The 16,646-nt window shown below is 72.3% G+C and carries 16 protein-coding genes; 4 read left to right on the forward strand and 12 right to left on the reverse strand.

Annotated elements, in window-relative coordinates:
- Positions 1–325: 325 nt before the first annotated feature.
- The gene (locus tag ABZ848_RS06850) at positions 326–2,308 is read left to right on the forward strand and encodes an FHA domain-containing protein (protein WP_360826428.1); all 1,983 of its coding nucleotides are present in this window, start codon (positions 326–328) and stop codon (positions 2,306–2,308) included.
- 29 nt (positions 2,309–2,337) lie between these two features.
- On the forward strand, positions 2,338–2,688 hold the full coding sequence (locus tag ABZ848_RS06855) for a hypothetical protein (RefSeq protein ID WP_360826431.1): 351 nt from the start codon (positions 2,338–2,340) through the stop codon (positions 2,686–2,688).
- Here the strand turns inward: ABZ848_RS06855 and kynU are convergent.
- Both kynU and ABZ848_RS06865 read right to left on the reverse strand, forming a co-directional pair.
- The gene (gene kynU, locus ABZ848_RS06860; RefSeq protein WP_360826434.1) at positions 2,669–3,874 is read right to left on the reverse strand and encodes a kynureninase; all 1,206 of its coding nucleotides are present in this window, start codon (positions 3,872–3,874) and stop codon (positions 2,669–2,671) included. The genes ABZ848_RS06855 and kynU overlap by 20 nt on opposite strands.
- On the reverse strand, positions 3,867–4,709 hold the full coding sequence (locus ABZ848_RS06865) for a tryptophan 2,3-dioxygenase family protein (protein ID WP_360826437.1): 843 nt from the start codon (positions 4,707–4,709) through the stop codon (positions 3,867–3,869). The genes kynU and ABZ848_RS06865 overlap by 8 nt, the downstream gene beginning before the upstream one ends.
- A gap of 184 nt (positions 4,710–4,893) precedes the next feature.
- Here ABZ848_RS06865 and ABZ848_RS06870 point away from each other — a divergent pair, with 184 nt between their 5' ends.
- Positions 4,894–5,313 (forward strand): DUF3151 domain-containing protein, encoded by a 420-nt coding sequence (locus tag ABZ848_RS06870; RefSeq protein ID WP_242777310.1) that lies wholly within the window; start codon positions 4,894–4,896, stop codon positions 5,311–5,313.
- Between the two features lie 313 nt (positions 5,314–5,626).
- Here the strand turns inward: ABZ848_RS06870 and ABZ848_RS06875 are convergent, their stop codons facing one another.
- From ABZ848_RS06875 to ABZ848_RS06905, 7 genes are all read right to left on the reverse strand, one after another.
- Positions 5,627–7,093, reverse strand: a complete 1,467-nt coding sequence (locus tag ABZ848_RS06875; RefSeq protein WP_360826440.1) for an MFS transporter — start codon at positions 7,091–7,093, stop codon at positions 5,627–5,629.
- A 62-nt stretch (positions 7,094–7,155) separates the two neighbouring features.
- Positions 7,156–8,178, reverse strand: a complete 1,023-nt coding sequence (gene fbaA / locus ABZ848_RS06880; RefSeq protein ID WP_360826443.1) for a class II fructose-bisphosphate aldolase — start codon at positions 8,176–8,178, stop codon at positions 7,156–7,158.
- Between the two features lie 150 nt (positions 8,179–8,328).
- Positions 8,329–8,883 carry an orotate phosphoribosyltransferase gene (pyrE, locus tag ABZ848_RS06885; protein WP_360826446.1) on the reverse strand — a complete coding sequence of 185 codons (555 nt, stop codon included), beginning with the start codon at positions 8,881–8,883 and terminating at the stop codon, positions 8,329–8,331.
- A gap of 10 nt (positions 8,884–8,893) precedes the next feature.
- Entirely contained in the window at positions 8,894–9,682 is a 789-nt protein-coding gene (locus ABZ848_RS06890; protein WP_360826449.1) for an aldose 1-epimerase, read from the reverse strand.
- 127 nt (positions 9,683–9,809) lie between these two features.
- Positions 9,810–10,733 (reverse strand): SRPBCC domain-containing protein, encoded by a 924-nt coding sequence (locus ABZ848_RS06895; protein ID WP_360826451.1) that lies wholly within the window; start codon positions 10,731–10,733, stop codon positions 9,810–9,812.
- An 85-nt stretch (positions 10,734–10,818) separates the two neighbouring features.
- Entirely contained in the window at positions 10,819–11,523 is a 705-nt protein-coding gene (locus tag ABZ848_RS06900; RefSeq protein ID WP_360826454.1) for a response regulator transcription factor, read from the reverse strand.
- Entirely contained in the window at positions 11,520–12,677 is a 1,158-nt protein-coding gene (locus tag ABZ848_RS06905; RefSeq protein ID WP_360826457.1) for a sensor histidine kinase, read from the reverse strand. The genes ABZ848_RS06900 and ABZ848_RS06905 overlap by 4 nt, the downstream gene beginning before the upstream one ends.
- Positions 12,678–12,889: 212 nt before the next feature.
- Between ABZ848_RS06905 and ABZ848_RS06910 the strand changes: the two genes are divergently transcribed.
- Positions 12,890–13,453, forward strand: coding sequence for a peptidoglycan-binding domain-containing protein (locus tag ABZ848_RS06910; protein WP_360826460.1), 564 nt, complete (start codon positions 12,890–12,892; stop codon positions 13,451–13,453).
- An 89-nt stretch (positions 13,454–13,542) separates the two neighbouring features.
- On the opposite strand, the gene ABZ848_RS06915 is transcribed toward ABZ848_RS06910, so the two are convergent.
- The 3 genes from ABZ848_RS06915 to ABZ848_RS06925 form a co-directional block, all read right to left on the reverse strand.
- Positions 13,543–15,186 carry a polyamine aminopropyltransferase gene (locus tag ABZ848_RS06915; RefSeq protein ID WP_360826463.1) on the reverse strand — a complete coding sequence of 548 codons (1,644 nt, stop codon included), beginning with the start codon at positions 15,184–15,186 and terminating at the stop codon, positions 13,543–13,545.
- Between the two features lie 85 nt (positions 15,187–15,271).
- Positions 15,272–15,808, reverse strand: a complete 537-nt coding sequence (locus ABZ848_RS06920; protein ID WP_360826466.1) for a DUF2617 family protein — start codon at positions 15,806–15,808, stop codon at positions 15,272–15,274.
- A gap of 376 nt (positions 15,809–16,184) precedes the next feature.
- The gene (locus tag ABZ848_RS06925) at positions 16,185–16,520 is read right to left on the reverse strand and encodes a hypothetical protein (RefSeq protein ID WP_360826469.1); all 336 of its coding nucleotides are present in this window, start codon (positions 16,518–16,520) and stop codon (positions 16,185–16,187) included.
- Between the last annotated feature and the right edge of the window lie 126 nt (positions 16,521–16,646).

Consider the following 16,646-nt stretch of genomic DNA (forward strand, 5'->3'; position numbering starts at 1 on the left):
GGTACCAGGCCCGTGACGTGCGCGGACACGGGGATGTCACGCTCGGTGAGGGGCAAACGGTTCTGCGGGCGGCGCCGGGCACCGTATGTTCCGGGGCGTCTACGGGCCGTGTCCGGGCCGCACCCGTACGGGACGGCCCGGCCCCGTCGCCGTATAGCGCGGAATGCACCCTTCCACCACCCTCAAATTTGACGAATTGCGGTGTACGCGGGCGCGTGAGGAGCATGGACGCAATCCCCCGGAATCCGGGCTTCGGCGACACGGAACACGGAGGGACGGGGGACACGGGGGACACGGGGGACACGGGGGAAGGGGTCGATGCCCCATGGCAGGGAGTACGGCGCCGGCGGGGGCCGGGAGCAGGGGTGGCTCGCCCTGTCTCGTCGTCGAGCAGCCGGCGCATCTCGCGGGGACGCGCTGGCCGTTGACGCGGGCCGCGCACATCGTGGGGCGGTTCGGGGACATCCGGCTGAGCTCGCCCGACGTCAGCAAGCGCCACGCCGAGCTCCGGCTGGGCACTGACGGGGTGTGGCTGAACGACCTCCACTCCAGCAACGGGGTGCTGCGCAACGGGCGGCGGCTGGAGCCGGGGGTACCGGTGCGGCTGCGGGACGGGGACCGACTGCGGTTCGGGTCACTGGAGTTGACGTTCCATCAGCCGCAGGCGCAGGGCGCCCGCAGGTCCCCGCAGGACCCCGCGGGCGCCGACACCGTCACGGACGTGACCCATCTGCACTCCTTCCGCAACCGGCGCTCGGGCCATACGGATCCGGCCGATCCGGACGACCCGCCGCTGCCGGATCCGCCACCGCGGCACGCGCCGCCGCCACCGGTCTCGGACGACGCCCGGTCGGCGACGACGCGCTATCTCGCCGCCGCGACCCAACTCGACCCGCACTTCGCGGATCTGGTCGTACGACAGGTCGTCGACGAGCCCTATCGGGCGCTGGCGCCGGTCTTCGGCGCGGATCTGGGTGTCGTGACGCGCTGGGCGTTGTCCGCTCGTCGGCGGCGGCTGGCGCGTGATCTGACGTTGCTGGGCGTGCTGTTGACGCTGCTCGCGACGGTCGCGCTGGGGGCACTCGGGCACAAGGACGCGCTCGGGGCAGGGGACTTCGACGGGTGGTGGCAGCAGTACGCCGTGCTCGGCGGGCTGTTGGTGGGGGTGGCCTGGCTGGTTCTCGCGCTGGACTTCTGGGTGACCGAACACCGGGTGCTGCGGCGGAAGTTGAAGCACGGGCGGTTCGAGCCGGGGCAGGCGCCGGAGGCGTTGAGCGGGCGGGCGCGGGCGCGGCTGGCGGCGGTGGCGGAGCGGCCGGCGGGGAATGTGATCGTCTGCTCCCACTACTCGCCGTTCGCGGGCAGCGGCTACCTCCTCGAACAGTGGGACACCCCCATCGACATCCGCCGCGGCATGCCTCGCTCGGACGGCCGCAGCCGCCGCACTCCGCAGCGTTTCACCAACGGTGAGCTCTACGAGGTCCTCGTCACCGCCGCCCGGCGGATGGGCCTGGCCGATCTGCGCGTCGAGGAACGGCTGTTCGTCGACGGCCAGAACGTGGCCCGCGACCGCAACCTGCTCCCGGACCCCCTGAGCCCGCCGGTCACCCGGATCTCCGTCCCCCTCATGCGCGGCATGCCGGACGGGCTGAGTGCCACCAGACGGTCGTACGTGAGCATCGAAGTGCCCGCGTGGAGCGGCCAGTTGGTGCTCACGATGTACATGCGGGCCGTGCAGGTCGAGGGCACGCTGTACCTGGAGTGGTCGGCACACGCGCTGGTGCCGATGCGCAACGGGTACTACGGCGTGGACTACTTGCCGCGCCGCACGGCCGTCGGCGCGGCGTTGCGGGCTCTGGGGTCGGCGCTGTTCCGGGTGCCGTCCGCGCTGCTGTGGGCGCCGCGGGGCGTGCTGCGCCGGGTCTCGGCGTCCCTGGCCGCGTCCTCGTACCGGGCGCGGCAACGGCGCACGATCCGGGGCAAGTACGTCTTCGACTACGGCGCCGAGCACAGCATCCGGGAGCTGGCGTGCGGCGAGGAGTTCGGGCACCACTTCGTCGACCAGGACGCGAGCCGGATCATGCGCACGACCGAGCAGCACCTGATGAACACGATCGGCGACTTCCTGGAGTCCAAGGGGATCGACTCCGAGAACTTCCTGCGGTTCCAGCAGAACATCAGCAACAACTACAACGACAACCGCATCTGGGCCGACAACAACCGCGGCCAGGTCGTCGGAGGCCAGCGGAACCGGGTGAACCCGGGTCCGGGCCAGGGCGGCGGCGGCCGTGCGCCGGCGCAGGGCTGAGCCGGTCCGGGACAACGGAGGAGAAGCTCATGAGCGACAACCGCATCGTGGCGAACAACAACAGCGGCCAGGTGGTCGGCGGCAGCAACAACCAGGTGTCCTGGACCTCGGGCGCCGCCGCGTCCGCCGACGCCGTCGAACTCCAGCGGCGTCTCGACGAGTTGCAGCAGCTCCTCGCGCGATACGCCGCCGCCCTCCCCGATCCCGGCCAACTGCAGGACGACACCGCCGAGTTGGCCACCCAGCTGCGCCGCGACCGGCCGAACCGGACCGTGGTGAGCGGGCTGTTGACCTCGCTGACGGCGGGGGCCACCGGCGTGAGTGCCGTGGCCGCCGCCGTCCAGGCCGTGGGCCGGCTGGTCAGCCGCGTGCTGACCTGAGCGTCTCCGCCAGCACCCGCGCCGCCCGCTCCACGTCCGCGAATCCGACGTACAGCGGGGTGAAGCCGAAGCGCAGGACGTCGGGGTGGCGGAAGTCGCCGACCACGCCCTGCTCGATCAGCCGCTTCATCACGGCCCCGGCGTCGTCGCACCGCAGCGCGACCTGGCTGCCCCGCTCCTCGTGCCGGGCCGGGGTCAGGGACTCCACCCGGCCCGGCGGGACGTACTCCGCCACGCACTCCAGGAAGAAGTCCGTCAGCGCCAGGGACTTGGCTCGTACGGCCTCGATCGGTACGTCGTCCCAGACCTCCAGCGCCGCCTCCAGGGCCAGCATCGACAGGATGTCCGGCGTGCCGACCCGGCCGCGCAGCGCGCCCGCCGCCGGTTCGTAGTCGGCCCGCATCCCGAAGGGCTCCGCGTGGGAGTTCCAGCCGGGCAGCGGGGAGTCGAAGCGGGCCTGGTGCTCGTGGCGGACGTAGAGGTACGCCGGTGAACCCGGGCCGCCGTTCAGGTACTTGTAGGTGCAGCCGACCGCGAGGTCGACCCCGTGCTCGTCCAGGCCGACCGGCAGCGCGCCCGCGCTGTGGCACAGGTCCCAGACGGCGAGCGCGCCGGACGCGTGGATCGCGGCCGTGAGCGAGGGCAGGTCGTGCAGGCGGCCGGTGCGGTAGTCGACGTGGTTCAGCAGCACGGCCGCCGTGCGCTCGCTCAGGACGCCCGGGACCTCCGACGGGAGAACCGGGCGGAGGGTGCATCCCGTCAACCGGGCCGCCGACTCGGCGATGTAGCCGTCGGTGGGGAAGGTCGTCGCGTCCACGACGATCTCGTCCCTGCCCTCCCCCGCGAGCCGTACCGCTCCCACAAGTGCCTTGAAGACGTTGACACTTGTCGAGTCGCCGACGACGATCCGGCCGGCCGCCGCGCCGACGAGCGGGGCGATCCGGTCGCCGATCCGCTCGGGCGCCGTCCACCAGCCGCTCTCGTCCCAGGAGCGGATACGGAGGGAGCCCCACTGGCGTCGTACGACGTCGGCGACCCGGTCCGGGACGGCGGCGGGGAGGGCACCGAGGGAGTTGCCGTCCAGGTAGACGGTCGAGTCGAGAACGAACTCGGCTCGCTTCGCGGCCAGTTCGTCGGACGCGTCCAACTTCTCGGCGCGTACGGCGAGTTCGGAACGGTCAGACATGGGACCTCGCCGTCCACAGCTCGGGGAAGACGTTCTTCTGCGCGCGCTTCTCCAGCCAGGCGACGCCGGCCGAGCCGCCCGTGCCGGGCTTGGCGCCCATGGCTCGGCGAGTGGCGACCAGGTGGTCGTTGCGCCAGCGCCACACCAGTTCGGCCACGTCGGTCAACGCCTCGCCCAGGCGGGCGAGTTCGGCGTTCTCGTCGCCCGCGTAGATCACGGTCCAGGCCTGCTCGACGGCCTCGTCCGGCTCGTGGCGGCGGGTGATGTCGCGGTGCAGGACCGAGTCCGGGATCGCGCAGCCGCGGCGGGCCATCAGGCGCAGCACCTCGTCGTACAGGCTCGGCTCGGCGAGGGCCTTCTCCAGTTCGGCGTGGACTCGGGGGGCGCCGCGGTGCGGGACCAGCATCGACGCGGACTTCTCGCCGAGCAGGAACTCCATGCGGCGGTACATCGCCGACTGGAAGCCGGAGCCCTCGCCGAGGGCGGAGCGGTACGAGTTGAACTGGGCCGGGGTGAGCTGGCCGAGCGGCCGCCAGGAGGCGTTCAGCGCCTCCAGTTCCCGTACGGAACGCTTGAGGGCGTCGATCGCGACCGGTACGCGGTCCTCGCGGAGCGCCCGTGCGGCGGTCTCCCACTCGTGCACGATGACGGTGAACCACAGCTCCATGACCTGGGTGGTGACCAGGAAGACCATCTCTCCGGGATCGTCGGAGAGGGTGTGCTGGAGGTGGGTGAGCACGTCCGCCTTGACGTAGTCCTCGTACGGCGTGGTGCCGGCGAAATCGAGATGCGGGGTCTCGGGCTCCTGCGATTCCTGAGCCTCATGGGACGACATCGCTGTCTCCTGCTGTACTCCGGGTAGCGGTCCGCCCCTGCCGTTACCGACACGGGGGCCCCGGTCCCCACCGGCATCCTCCGCAATCCGGCGGCCCACGGCAAGCACGACCCCGTCACATGGGGGGCGGCCGGGGTACCGGTGGGCGGTGAAGGGTGTCGGTGGGCGGTGGCAGACTGCATTCATGACCACTCACACGAACCTGCTCGGCGGCCCGGACCCGACCCATCTGCCGGAGAACGAGGAGGCGTACCGCCTGCTCGGCGAGGAGTCCCGGAGCCCGGCCGAGGTCGCGGCCAAGTACCCCACGTTCTCGCTGGCCTGGGCCATGCTGGCCGACGACGCGTTCGAGGCGGGCCGCGTGGTGGAGTCGTACGCCTACGCCCGCACCGGTTACCACCGCGGGCTGGACGCGCTGCGCCGGGCGGGCTGGAAGGGCCACGGCCCGATCCCCTGGAGCCACCGCGCCAACCGCGGCTTCCTGCGCTGCCTGGCGGCCCTCGCGCGGGCGGCGGGCGCGATCGACGAGAAGGACGAGACGGAGCGTTGCTGGCAGTTCCTGAAGGACAGCAGCGAGGAGGCTTACGCGGAGCTGAAGCGGTAGCGCGGGGCGCGCGCGTAGGGCATAGCCGGGGGCGAGGGCGTCCGGCGCGGGCTGTCCGGGGGGGGGGGCGAGGGCGTCCGGCACGGACCGTCCGGGCGCCGTGGGTCCTCCGGCGGGGAAGGCGTCCGGCGCAGACCGTCCGGCCGACAAGGCGGCCGGAAGGGACGCCTGGTCGCAGGGGGGGGCGGGTGCAGGGCCCCGGGGCGGGTGCAGGGCCCCGGGGCGGGTGCAGGGTCCCGGGGCGGGTGCAGGGCCCCGGGGCGGGCGAAGCCTTGGCGGGGTGTGAGGTCTGTGGGGTGGGAGGACCCCCGCCTCAGCCGATCCTCTTCCCAGCCCGTTCCCCCTCCAGCGGCGGCGCCGTGATCGAGCCGTGGGTGCGGCACTCCGGGCGGCGGCAGTCCGGCGGCAGCGAGCGTACCGTCGCGAAGGCCGTCGCCGAGCCCACCACCAGGACCCCGGCACAGATGAGCATCGCCTTGTGGAAGGCGTCGTCGAAGGCGTCGGCCGAGCGGTAGGCCTCCGGGCCCATGCCGGCCAGGAGGGGCAGCGCGGCCACCGCGATCAGGCCCGCCGCCCGCGCCGCCGCGTTATTGATGCCGCTCGCCAGGCCGGCCCGGGCCGTGTCCACCGAGCCCAGCACCGTGGAGGTCAGCGGTGCGACCAGGGTGACCATGCCGGTGCCCAGGACCAGGAGCGCGGGCAGTACGTCGGCCGGATAGGACGCGCCCGGTCCCACCCGCAGCATCAGCAGCATCCCGGCCGCGCACAGCAGCGGCCCCACCGTCAGCGGGATGCGCGGGCCGATCCGGTCCGCGAGGGCGCCCGAGCGGGCCGAGAACAGGAGCATCATCGCGGTCGTCGGCAATAGCGCCGTACCCGCGGCCAGCGCCGACCAGCCGACCGCGACCTGGAGCTCCAGCGCGGCCAGGAAGAAGAACCCGCCGAAGGCCGCGTACACGCACAGGGTCACCAGGTTCACCGCCGTGAACTGGCGCGACGCGAAGATGTCCAGCGGCATCATCGGGTCGGGGCTGTGCTTCTCGACGTACACGAAGGCGATGCCCGCCGCCACGCCGGCGACCGCGCTGACCACGACGACCAGGGAGCCCTCGCGGGCCTCGATCAGGGCGTACGTCAGGAACGCCAGCGTGAGCGCGCCGAGGACCGCGCCCGGCACGTCGAAGCGGCCGTGGCTGCGGCCGTCCGCCGATTCCGGGACATGGCGGACGGCGATGGGTGCGCAGAGGAGGGCCAGGGGGACGTTGAGGAGGAACACCCAGCGCCAGCCTGGACCGTCCACCAGCCAGCCGCCCAGGAACGGGCCCACCGCCGCGCCGATGCCGCCGAAGCCGGACCACAGGCCGACCGCCCGTCCGCGGTCGTCGGGATGGAAGGACGCCTGGATCAGGGCCAGGGAACCAGGGGTGAGGAGCGCGCCGCCGACCCCCTGCAGCGCACGCGCGGCGATGAGCACGCCCGCGTTGGGGGCCAACCCGCACAGCAGCGACGCCGAGGCGAACCACACCACCCCGATCACGAAGACCTTGCGCCGCCCGTAGTGGTCCCCGAGCGAACCGCCGAGCAGGATCAGCCCGGCCAGCGTCAGCATGTACGCGTTGACGGTCCACTGGAGTGCGGCGAGCTGGGCGTCCAGATCACGGCCGATACGCGGGAGGGCGACGTTGACGACGGTCGAGTCCAGCATCGCCATGCTGGAGCCGAGGACGGTGGTGAGCAGGATCCACTTGCCCTGCGGTGAGGCGATCCGGACGTCGGGCATGACCCCAGGTATACAGCGAGCCCGGCGCCGTCGACAGGCACCGGGCTCACCGCGAGGAACCGCTACTTGATCCGCGTACCCGCCGAGCGCAGGTTCTGCGTGGCCTCGACCACGCGCGCGGCCATGCTCGCCTCGGCCAGCTTGCCCCAGGTGCGCGGGTCGTAGGTCTTCTTGGAGCCGACCTCGCCGTCGACCTTCAGGACGCCGTCGTAGTTGCGGAACATGTGGTCCGCGACCGGGCGCGTGAAGGCGTACTGGGTGTCCGTGTCGATGTTCATCTTCACCACGCCGTTCTCCAGCGCGGTGCGGATCTCCTCCTCCGTGGAGCCGGAGCCGCCGTGGAAGACGAAGTCGAACGGGGACTGCTTGCCGAACTTGGCGCCCACGCCCTCGTTCAGCTCCTTCAGCAGCTCGGGACGGAGCACCACGTTGCCCGGCTTGTACACGCCGTGCACGTTACCGAAGGAGGCGGCCAGCAGGTAGCGGCCCTTCTCGCCCAGGCCCAGCGCCTCCGCCGTACGGATCGCGTCGTCGACCGTCGTGTACAGCGAGTCGTTGATCTCGTGCGAGACGCCGTCCTCCTCGCCGCCGGTCGGGGTGATCTCGACCTCAAGGATGATCTTCGCGGCGCGGGCGCGCTCCAGGAGCTCCTGGGCGATGGAGAGGTTGTCGGCGAGCGTCTCCGCCGAGCCGTCCCACATGTGCGACTGGAAGAGCGGGTTGCCGCCGGCCTTCACGCGCTCCTCGGAGACCGCGAGCAGCGGACGTACGTACCCGTCGAGCTTGTCCTTCGGGCAGTGGTCGGTGTGCAGGGCGACCGTGACCGGGTACTTCTCGGCGACGATGTGCGCGAACTCGGCGAGCGCCACCGAGCCGGTCACCATCTCCTTGCTGTACTGGCCGCCCAGGAACTCGGCGCCACCCGTGGAGATCTGGATGATGCCGTCGCTCTCCGCCTCAGCGAAACCGCGCAGGGCCGCGTGCAGGGTCTGGGTCGAGGTCACGTTGATCGCCGGGTAGGCGAACTTGCCTGCCTTCGCCCGGTCCAGCATCTCGTTGTAGACCTCGGGAGTTGCGATGGGCATCTGTCCGCTCCTTGGTATGTGCGGGTTGGCGTGCTGCGTACTACGGCCCTGACCTAGACCTTGGGGATGACGTCATCGTCGGGCCCATCTTTCCAGACGTGGCCGGATGCTTTGCCCGCCCTGTCCACGTTGTGGATGACTGGTGGACTCCTAGTCGAGCCCCAGGTCGTCCTTCGAGTAGGCGAAGAGGTACGGCACTCCCGCGCCCTCCTGGATCTTCTCCGCGGCGCCGGTCGCGCGGTCCACGATTGTCGCGACGGCGACCACCTCGGCACCGGCCTCACGCACCGCCTCGACGGCGGTCAGCGGAGAGCCGCCGGTCGTCGACGTGTCCTCGACGACCAGCACCCGCCGGCCGGCGATGTCCGGGCCCTCCACCCGCCGCTGCAGCCCGTGCGCCTTGGCCTCCTTGCGCACGACGAAGGCGTCGACGCGCTTTCCGCGCGCGGCGGCCGCGTGCAGGATCGCGGCGGCGACCGGGTCGGCGCCCATGGTCAGCCCGCCCACCGCGTCGAATTCGAGGTCGGCGGTCAGGTCGAGGAGCACCTGCCCGACCAGGGGCGCGGCCTCCCCGTCCAACGTGATCCGGCGCAGGTCGACGTAGTAGTCCGCCTCCAGACCCGACGACAGGGTCACCTTGCCGTGCACCACGGCCTTGTCCTTGATCTGCTGCAGCAGCTCGCCGCGTACGTCTACGTCACTCATGCGAGTCAGCTTAAAGGCGGCGCCAGGTCCAGGTCGTCGTCGCTTCGAGCGGCTCCAGCGGCGTGACCAGCCGGGGCAGGCTGTTCAGACCGTCCGGGGGCCCGGTCTGCGGCTCCACGCAGACGGCGGCCTCCTGCTCGTCGTACACCACGACCCATTCCTCACGGCTGGCGACCTTCAGCTCCAGCTGCCCCGGCCAGGTCAGGGTCACATCCACCCCACCCGGCATCCCGAAGCAGTCGTCCCAGGGCCCGGGCCGCGGATCGATCCGGCGCCCGGTGGGCAGATGGTCGTCCCCGCGCTCCTCCTGCCATCCCGGCGTGAAGTCGACGCGGACGTCCTCGCCTCCCAGGTTCCGGTTGAACCACGGGTGCCAGCCGATCTGGGCGGGGAAGGAGGAGTCGTACGTCTCCACGGACATCGTCAGCGTCAACGAGTCCGGGGTGAGGGCGAACTGCTGGGTGACACGGCCGGGGTAGGGCCAGGGCTCGACCAGGTCGTACGTGATCACCGCCTCGTCGGCGCGGACGCGGGCGGTGCGCCAGGCGCCGTCGCGGACGGTGCCGTGGATGGCGTGCGGCGGGGAGTTGAGGGGCATCTGGTGGACGGCGCCGCCGTCCCGGAACCTTCCGTCGCGGATGCGGCCGCACCAGGGAACCATCGGGAAACACCCGAACCGCTCGCCCTGCCGCAGCAGTTCGGCCCCCGCGACGCGCAGCCCACCGACCCGCCCACCGTTCCCCGGCAGCACGGTCACCTCCGCGTCACCCGCGGTCAGCGTGATGTCTTCGTTACTCACGGGACGACCTTACTGGGGGGTGACACAGACCCAGCCCGTCCGGCGTTTGAGGACGAGGCCGTTCAGGCCGAAGCGGGGGTCTGGGGGCGGCAGCCCCCAGACAGGCCGCACCCCCACGCGCCGGAGGCTAGCGGCGGCGGCGCAGTACCCGGCCCGCCACGATCGCCGACGCCAGTACGAGGGCCGCGGCCGGTGCGACCCAGCGCAGTGTCGAGCCCTGGGCGACCGTCTGCGGTGCGGGGACCGGGGCGTAACGGCCCCGGGGCGGCGCGTGGTCGACCTCCTCCGCGCTGCGTCCGATCATCGTCCGGCGTGCATGCGCCGCCTCGGCCGGGGGCTCCGCGGGCTCGGTGTAGTCGCCCGGCCCGGACACCGCGGCGGCCGGCGCCTCCTCCTCGGCCTCGTCCTCGTCCTCGTCCGTGGGATCGAGCGACGGCGGCGGCACCTCCGTGTCGAAGACCGAGACGTGGTCGTCGTCCGACGCGTCGGCGGCGGGGCCGGCCGGCACCGGCGGCTCGTCGTCCGCATCCGGCGTCGTCTCGAAGTCGCTGGTCGCCTTGGCCTCGAACTCCTGCGCCGCCACAGGCTCGGGCTCGGACACTTCCTCGGCCTGCTCGGCCTCCGCCGCCCCGGCCCCCGCCCCCAGCTTCTCCGCGAACCGGTCCAACAGCCGTGTCACAGCGGACGCCACCGACTCGGCCGGAAGTTCCACAAGGCGGCCGTCCGCCGTCGCGCTGCCCTCGAAGGTCAGCGTCGAGCCGCCCTCGGCGTCCGCCACGCGCAGGGTCAGCGCGAGCTTGACCGAACCCGTCCCGCGCGTCTCCGTGGCGTCACCCTCCGCCGCGTACGAACCGTCCTCGCGCGCGGTCAGCCGTACGCTCCCCCGGTACGTGACGGAGTGACTGCCGACGCGCAGTTTCAGGCGCCCGGCGACGGGTTCCGCGCCGGCGTCCTGCTGAAGCCCGGGGACCGCGCGAGCGACCTGCGCGGGGTCGGCGAGGGCCTCCCTCAGCCGCTGGGACGGAACCGGAACGAACGCGTCATGCTCCATGTGGGCCGAGCCTACCCAGGCGGCCGGTTCCTGCACCCCGGTTGACCGAAAGTGGGCGCGCGTCGTGCGGCCCGCGGCGCGGGCGTCAGCCGCCCGGCACCACCAGCCCCGTCTCGTACGCCACGACCACCACCTGCGCCCGGCTCGCCAGCCCCAGCTTCGTCATCGTCCGGTTCAGATGCGTCTTCACCGTCGCCTCGCTGATGAACAGCCGGTCCGCCGCCTCCCCGTTGGTCAGCCCCCGGGCGACGAGTTTCAGGACCTCCACCTCGCGGGTGGTGAGGGCGTCCAGGCCGGGCGGGGGTTCCCGGTCCGCGGACTCGCCGTCCGCGACCCGCGTGAACGCCTCCACCAGCCGCCGCGTCACCACAGGCGCGAACAGCGCGTCACCGCCGTGCACCGCCGTCACCGCCGCGAGGAGGCGTTCGGGGCCCGCGTCCTTGAGGAGGAAGCCGGAGGCACCGGCGCGCAGGGCGCCGTACACGTACTCGTCGAGGTCGAAGGTGGTCAGGACGAGGATGCGGGGCGGGGGGTCGGTGGCCGCGGCGAGGATGCGTTCCGTGGCCTCGATGCCGGACGCGCCGGGCATGCGGATGTCCATGAGGATGACGTCCGGGCGGGTCTTCGCGGCCAGCCGTACGGCCTCCTCGCCGTCCGCCGCCTCGCCCGCCACCTCCATGCCGGGTGCGGCGCGCAGCAGGGCCACCAGTCCGCTGCGTACGAGGAACTGGTCGTCGACGACGAGGACCCTGATCGCCCGTTGGTCGTTGCCGGTGCCGGTGTCGGTCATTCCGCTACGGCGTCTCCCCGGCGTGCGGCCGGTACGGACGTCGGCAGGGTCAGATGCACGCCGAAACCCCCCTCGCTGCGCGGGCCGACGACGATCGTCCCGCCGTAGAGCTTGGCCCGCTCGCGCATCCCGATCAAGCCGTGCCCGCCGCGCTCCTGCTTTCTGGCCGGATTCACCCCCTTCCCGTCGTCCTGTACGGAGAGCGTCATCTCGCCCGCCCGGTAGGCCAGTTGGACGGTCGCGTGCGCGCCGGGGGCGTGTTTGAGGACGTTGGTGAGAGCCTCCTGGACGACGCGGTAGAGGCAGAGCTGGACACCGGGCGGCAGCGGGCGGGCCTCGCCGGTGACGCGGAGGTCGACGGGTACGCCGCCCGCGCGGACGCGTTCGACCATGTCGGCGAGCTGGTCGAGGCCGGGGGCGGGGGCGCCGTCGGCCGCGCCCTGGACGCCGTCGGCGCGCAACAGGCCGAGCATCCGCCGGAGTTCGGCGAGAGCCTCACCGCTGCTGCCCGCGATGGTGTCGAGGGCCTCGCGGGCGGTGCGGGCGTCGGAGCTGAAGACGAAACGGGCGAGGCCCGCCTGGACATTGATGACGGCCATGTGGTGGGCCACGACGTCGTGCAGCTCGCGGGCGATGCGGACGCGCTCCTCGGCGACCTCACGGCGGGCGCGTTCGGCCTGCTCGGCGCGGAGTTGGCGGGTGAGGTCGGCGGTGCGGCGGGCGGTGTGGCCGAACCACCACAGGACCACCGGGTAGGCGACCGACTGCGCGAGGACCGAGGCCATGGAGCTGCCGTCGGTGACCAGACCGGCGTAGATCCACACGGCGGTCATCAGAACGGCGCAGGCGGCGGTGGTGCGGGTCGGGCGCAGGGAGGCGACGGTGTAGAACGCGAGCATCGGGCCGAAGGAGTTGACCACCGGCCAGTCGCCGCGGCTGACGTACACGACGGCGACGGCGTGCACGAACAGGCAGACGGTGACCGGGGCGCGGCTACGGAAGAAAGTCGGGACGTTGGCGAGCACGACGAGGATCCAGGCGGGCGCGTCGAGTGCGGTCCATCCCTGAGCCATGGCCTCCCTGCCGAGCAGGACGGCCACGGTCGTCTGCGCCGCGGTGATGAGGCCGTCGACGACGAGGGGGTGGATCCGCATCGCCGCAGCGTAACCCGCGTGTGCGAGCAGGGGCGTCAACCTCCCGCGGTACCGCGGAAGTTGCAGGAACCGGCCGGTTACCGCGGGAGTTGACGCCGGGATCAAACCGGTGCCGGATTCGCCGGTGGCCGCGTCACCCGTAGCTTTTCGAACCGCGGGGAACACGGGGCCCAACGGGGGGACCCCGGCCCGCGGTTGAGAGGGGACACCACATGTCACGCAACTCCGGGGCCCGGCGCCGTAGGACCATCGCCGTCGCACTCGTCGTCGCCGCGCTCGGCGCAGGGGCCGTCACGCTCGCCGAGCCGGCCGCGGCCGGCGTCTCGCAGGGCTACATCGCGGGGACGGGCAACGCGTCGGACGACTTCAAGGACGAGGGCACCCTGTCCTCCACCAGCCACGCGAAGAGCAACGCGACCGCGCTGGTGCAGGTGCTGCTGTGGGCGGACGGCGCCAAGGAGAAGGACGGCACGAACTTCGACTACGCCGACATCGACGGCAAGTACGGGCCGAACACCACCGCCGCGGTCAAGTCCTGGCAGAAGAAGCTCAACAGCGAACTGGGCAGCCATCTGACGGTCGACGGCAAGGCCGGTCCCAAGACCCTCGACGTGGCGGGGGAGGCCGCGCTCTGGAACAGCTCCAGCACCACCGTCACCTACAACGGCTGGAAGCACCAGGTCGTCTTCAAGCGCACCGGCGGCAAGTACTACCTGAAGGTCAACAGCAGCCACGGCTGGAAGCTCGCCTCGTACAGCACGCTGAACGTCGTCTGAGCCACGGCGAGGGGGCAGCGGGGGAGGTACGGCGGTCCGTCCCGTCCGGGGGAGGGGGCGGGCCGCCGCCGTGTCAGTCCGCGTACTGGTCAGTTCGCGTACCTGGGATGGACGAGTGTCGACGGCGGCAGGCCCGTGAGGCGGGTGCGGGCCGCCGCCCGGGCATCCGCCGCGAGGGTCGCGGCGGTCAGGGTGCGCGGGTGGGGTGCCCGCGGGTCCAGGCCCAGCGTCGGTTCGCCGGCCGCCGCGGCCAGCACGAACCCCCAGTCGCGCGGCGCCCGCGACGCCTCCGTCGTACGGTCCGGGCCCGCCGCGAAACCGGCGTCGCGGCCGCCCACCCGGTAGGGCACGGGGTACAGCCCGGCGGCCCGCAGCGTCGCGTCGACCGTCCAGAACACGCGCCGCCGGTCCGCGAACGGCCCCGCGTGCACCACCAGCCGCCCACCCGGCGCCAGCACCCGGCGGGCAAGCCCGTAGAACTCCTCGGAGTAGAGCTTGGTGCTCGCCGTGATGCCCGGGTCGGGCAGGTCCGAGATCACCACGTCGTACGAGGATGTGGGCGCCGTGCGCAGCCAGCGGAAGGCGTCCGCGGTCGCCACGCGCACGCGCGGGTCGTCGTAGACATGGCCATTGAGGCGGGACAGCGCCGGGTCGCTGCGGGCCAGCCGGACTACGCCGGCGTCGAGTTCGACCACCCGCACCCGCCGTACGCCCGGATGCCGCAGCACCTCGCGGGCGGCGAGGCCGTCACCGCCGCCGAGGATCAGCACGCGCGCGTGCGGACCGTTCATCGCGGGGTGGACGAGGGCTTCGTGGTACCGGAGTTCGTCGCGCCCGCTGACCTTCAGCCGGCCGTCGAGGAAGAGGTCGAGGGGGCGGCCGTCGGTGCCGCCGGTGAGGACGACCTCCTGGGTGCCGGTCTGCAGCGCCACCCGTACGTCCCGGCCGTAGACCGCGTGCCGGGCGGCCCGTTCGAAGTCGTCGACCAGTACGGCCGCGGAGGCGAGGATGCCGAGGACGGTGAGGTTGGCGATCAGCAGCAGCCAGCGGGCGCGGCGGGTGAGGTCGCGGCGGAACAGGCCGAGGACGAGGGTGCCGCCGGCGATCGCGTTGACCGTGCCGGTGATCAGGGCGCCGGTCAACTGGCCCAGCAGGGGCAGCAGGAGGAACGGGAAGGCGAGGCCACCGACGAGCGCGCCGACGTAGTCCGCGGCGAACAGGTCGGCGACCGCGCCGCCCGCGTCCTGGCGCCGGATGCGCTGGATCAGCTCCATCAGCAGCGGCACCTCGGCGCCGATCAGCAGGCCGATGGTGAGCGAGAAGGCGACCAGCAGCCAGCGCGGCCCGCTGGCCCACAGGCCGCCCCAGTCGCCGGTCCAGGCGAAGACGGCGTACAGGGCCATGGCGCTGCAGCCGCCGACCAGGGCGAGTATCGCCTCGATCGCGCCGAAGCCGGCCGCGGCGAGCCCGCGCAGCCGCTTGGCGGCGAGCGAGCCGATGCCCATCGCGAACACCATGACCGACAGCACGACCGAGGCCTGGGTGACCGAGTCGCCGATCAAGTACGAGGCGAGGGCGACGAGTTCGAGTTCGTACACCAGTCCGCAGGCCGCACAGACGAAGACGCACGCGAGGACGAGGAACCGCCCGGTGGCCGGCCGCACCGGAAGCCGCGCGGGACCGGCCCAGGAGGGTGGGGGTCCGGGCGGGGCGGGGGCGTGCGGCTCGATCACGACTGCGACGTTACGTCACTGCGACGTAACCCTTGGTCACCCACACGTGTGGAACTGAGGGTCAACAGGCCGCGGCGGGTTTGAATCAGACTCCCGAGGGACTGAGCTGCGTCGCCGGCACCCGCACGCCCACCCTCGTCCGGGTCGCCACCAGTTGCCCGTCCTGTGGATAGGCGTGCCAGGTGCGCCAGTGCACCTGGCCCTCGTGGCGCTGGGCGAGCAGCGCGGTGAAGGCGTGCGGGCTGCCGGGGAAGACGCCCGCCAGGCCGTTCGGATGGTCGGAGACCAGGGCCAGCAACTCCTGCGCCCGGCCCGCGAAGGAGCCGGGTGAGAGGGCCTCGACGCGGGCCGCGAACTCGTACTCCCAGTCGCCGATGCGCTTGGCCACGCCGAGCGGCAGCGGGGTGCTGCTGCCCGGGATGCACGCGACCGTCTCCGAGCAACTCCCCCGCTCCTCCTCCAGGAGTACCTGGTGGGAGGCGCCGAGGAGTCTCAACTGGAGCTGGGCCCCGTCCAGTTCGAGGTCGAGGGTGGCCAGTGCGGGAAGCGGCTCGCGTCCCAGGGCCCAGGCGAGGTCGGCCGCGCGCGTGTCGGTGTACGAGGTGTTCAGGGTCGTGAGCATGGGTCGGCTCCGCTGGCACGCAAAGAAAAGGGAGGTGTGGGGTCCGGAACACCCCGGTCGACACCGGGGGAACGGCCCGGTCGGCCCAGTCGGGAGGTCAGGAAGGTGTCGTCCGCAGGACGCCCGAGGGGCCGCGTCGGTGATTTAGAGGGAATCATGAACGGTGGCAGTGCCACAGCGTTTTTACCCAAGTTCGTGGGGTTTCCATCCCTCAGGGGGCTTCACTGCTCAACTGTTCAACCAGGGTGTGCGCCAGGGCGGCCATGGCGTACGCCGGAGCGTACGAGCTCCCGCCGGGGCGTGGACCCGGCGGGAGCTCCACGGAAGTGACGGACGGGGTTACGGCTCCCCCATCGCCGGAGGCTTCCACCCCGTGTCAGCTGCCTCCTCCACCGCATCCGCCGCCGCCACCGCAGGACGACCCGCCTCCGCAGGACGAGCCGCCCCCGCAGGACGAGCCGCCCCCGCACGAGTGACCGCCCCCGCAGGAGTGGCCGGAGTGGTGCCCGCCGTGGTGCCCGCCGTGGTGCCCGCCGGACGACGAACCCCCGCCGTCACCGGCCCACCAGCTGTTGCTGCTGCCGCTGTCGCCACTGCGGCTGTACGAGCGCCGGTACCCCTGCGTCCGCTGCCGGCGCCCGGCCCCCACGATGGCCGCCATCAGCAGCCCCAAAAACGCGACCAGCAGGATGATGCCGAGAACCAGTCCCATGGCGTCACCCTCCTTCCGAGTCCCCCGAGGCGACCCCCCGTGGGCACCTCGCGTCTTGCGTGAACGGGGGATGCCCGGCCGTCTCAGCAGCCAAAGCAGAGTTGAGGAACTCCAGAGCTTCGGCGC

The sequence above is a fragment of the Streptomyces sp. NPDC047081 genome, assembly GCF_040643775.1.
Lineage (GTDB): Bacteria > Actinomycetota > Actinomycetes > Streptomycetales > Streptomycetaceae > Streptomyces.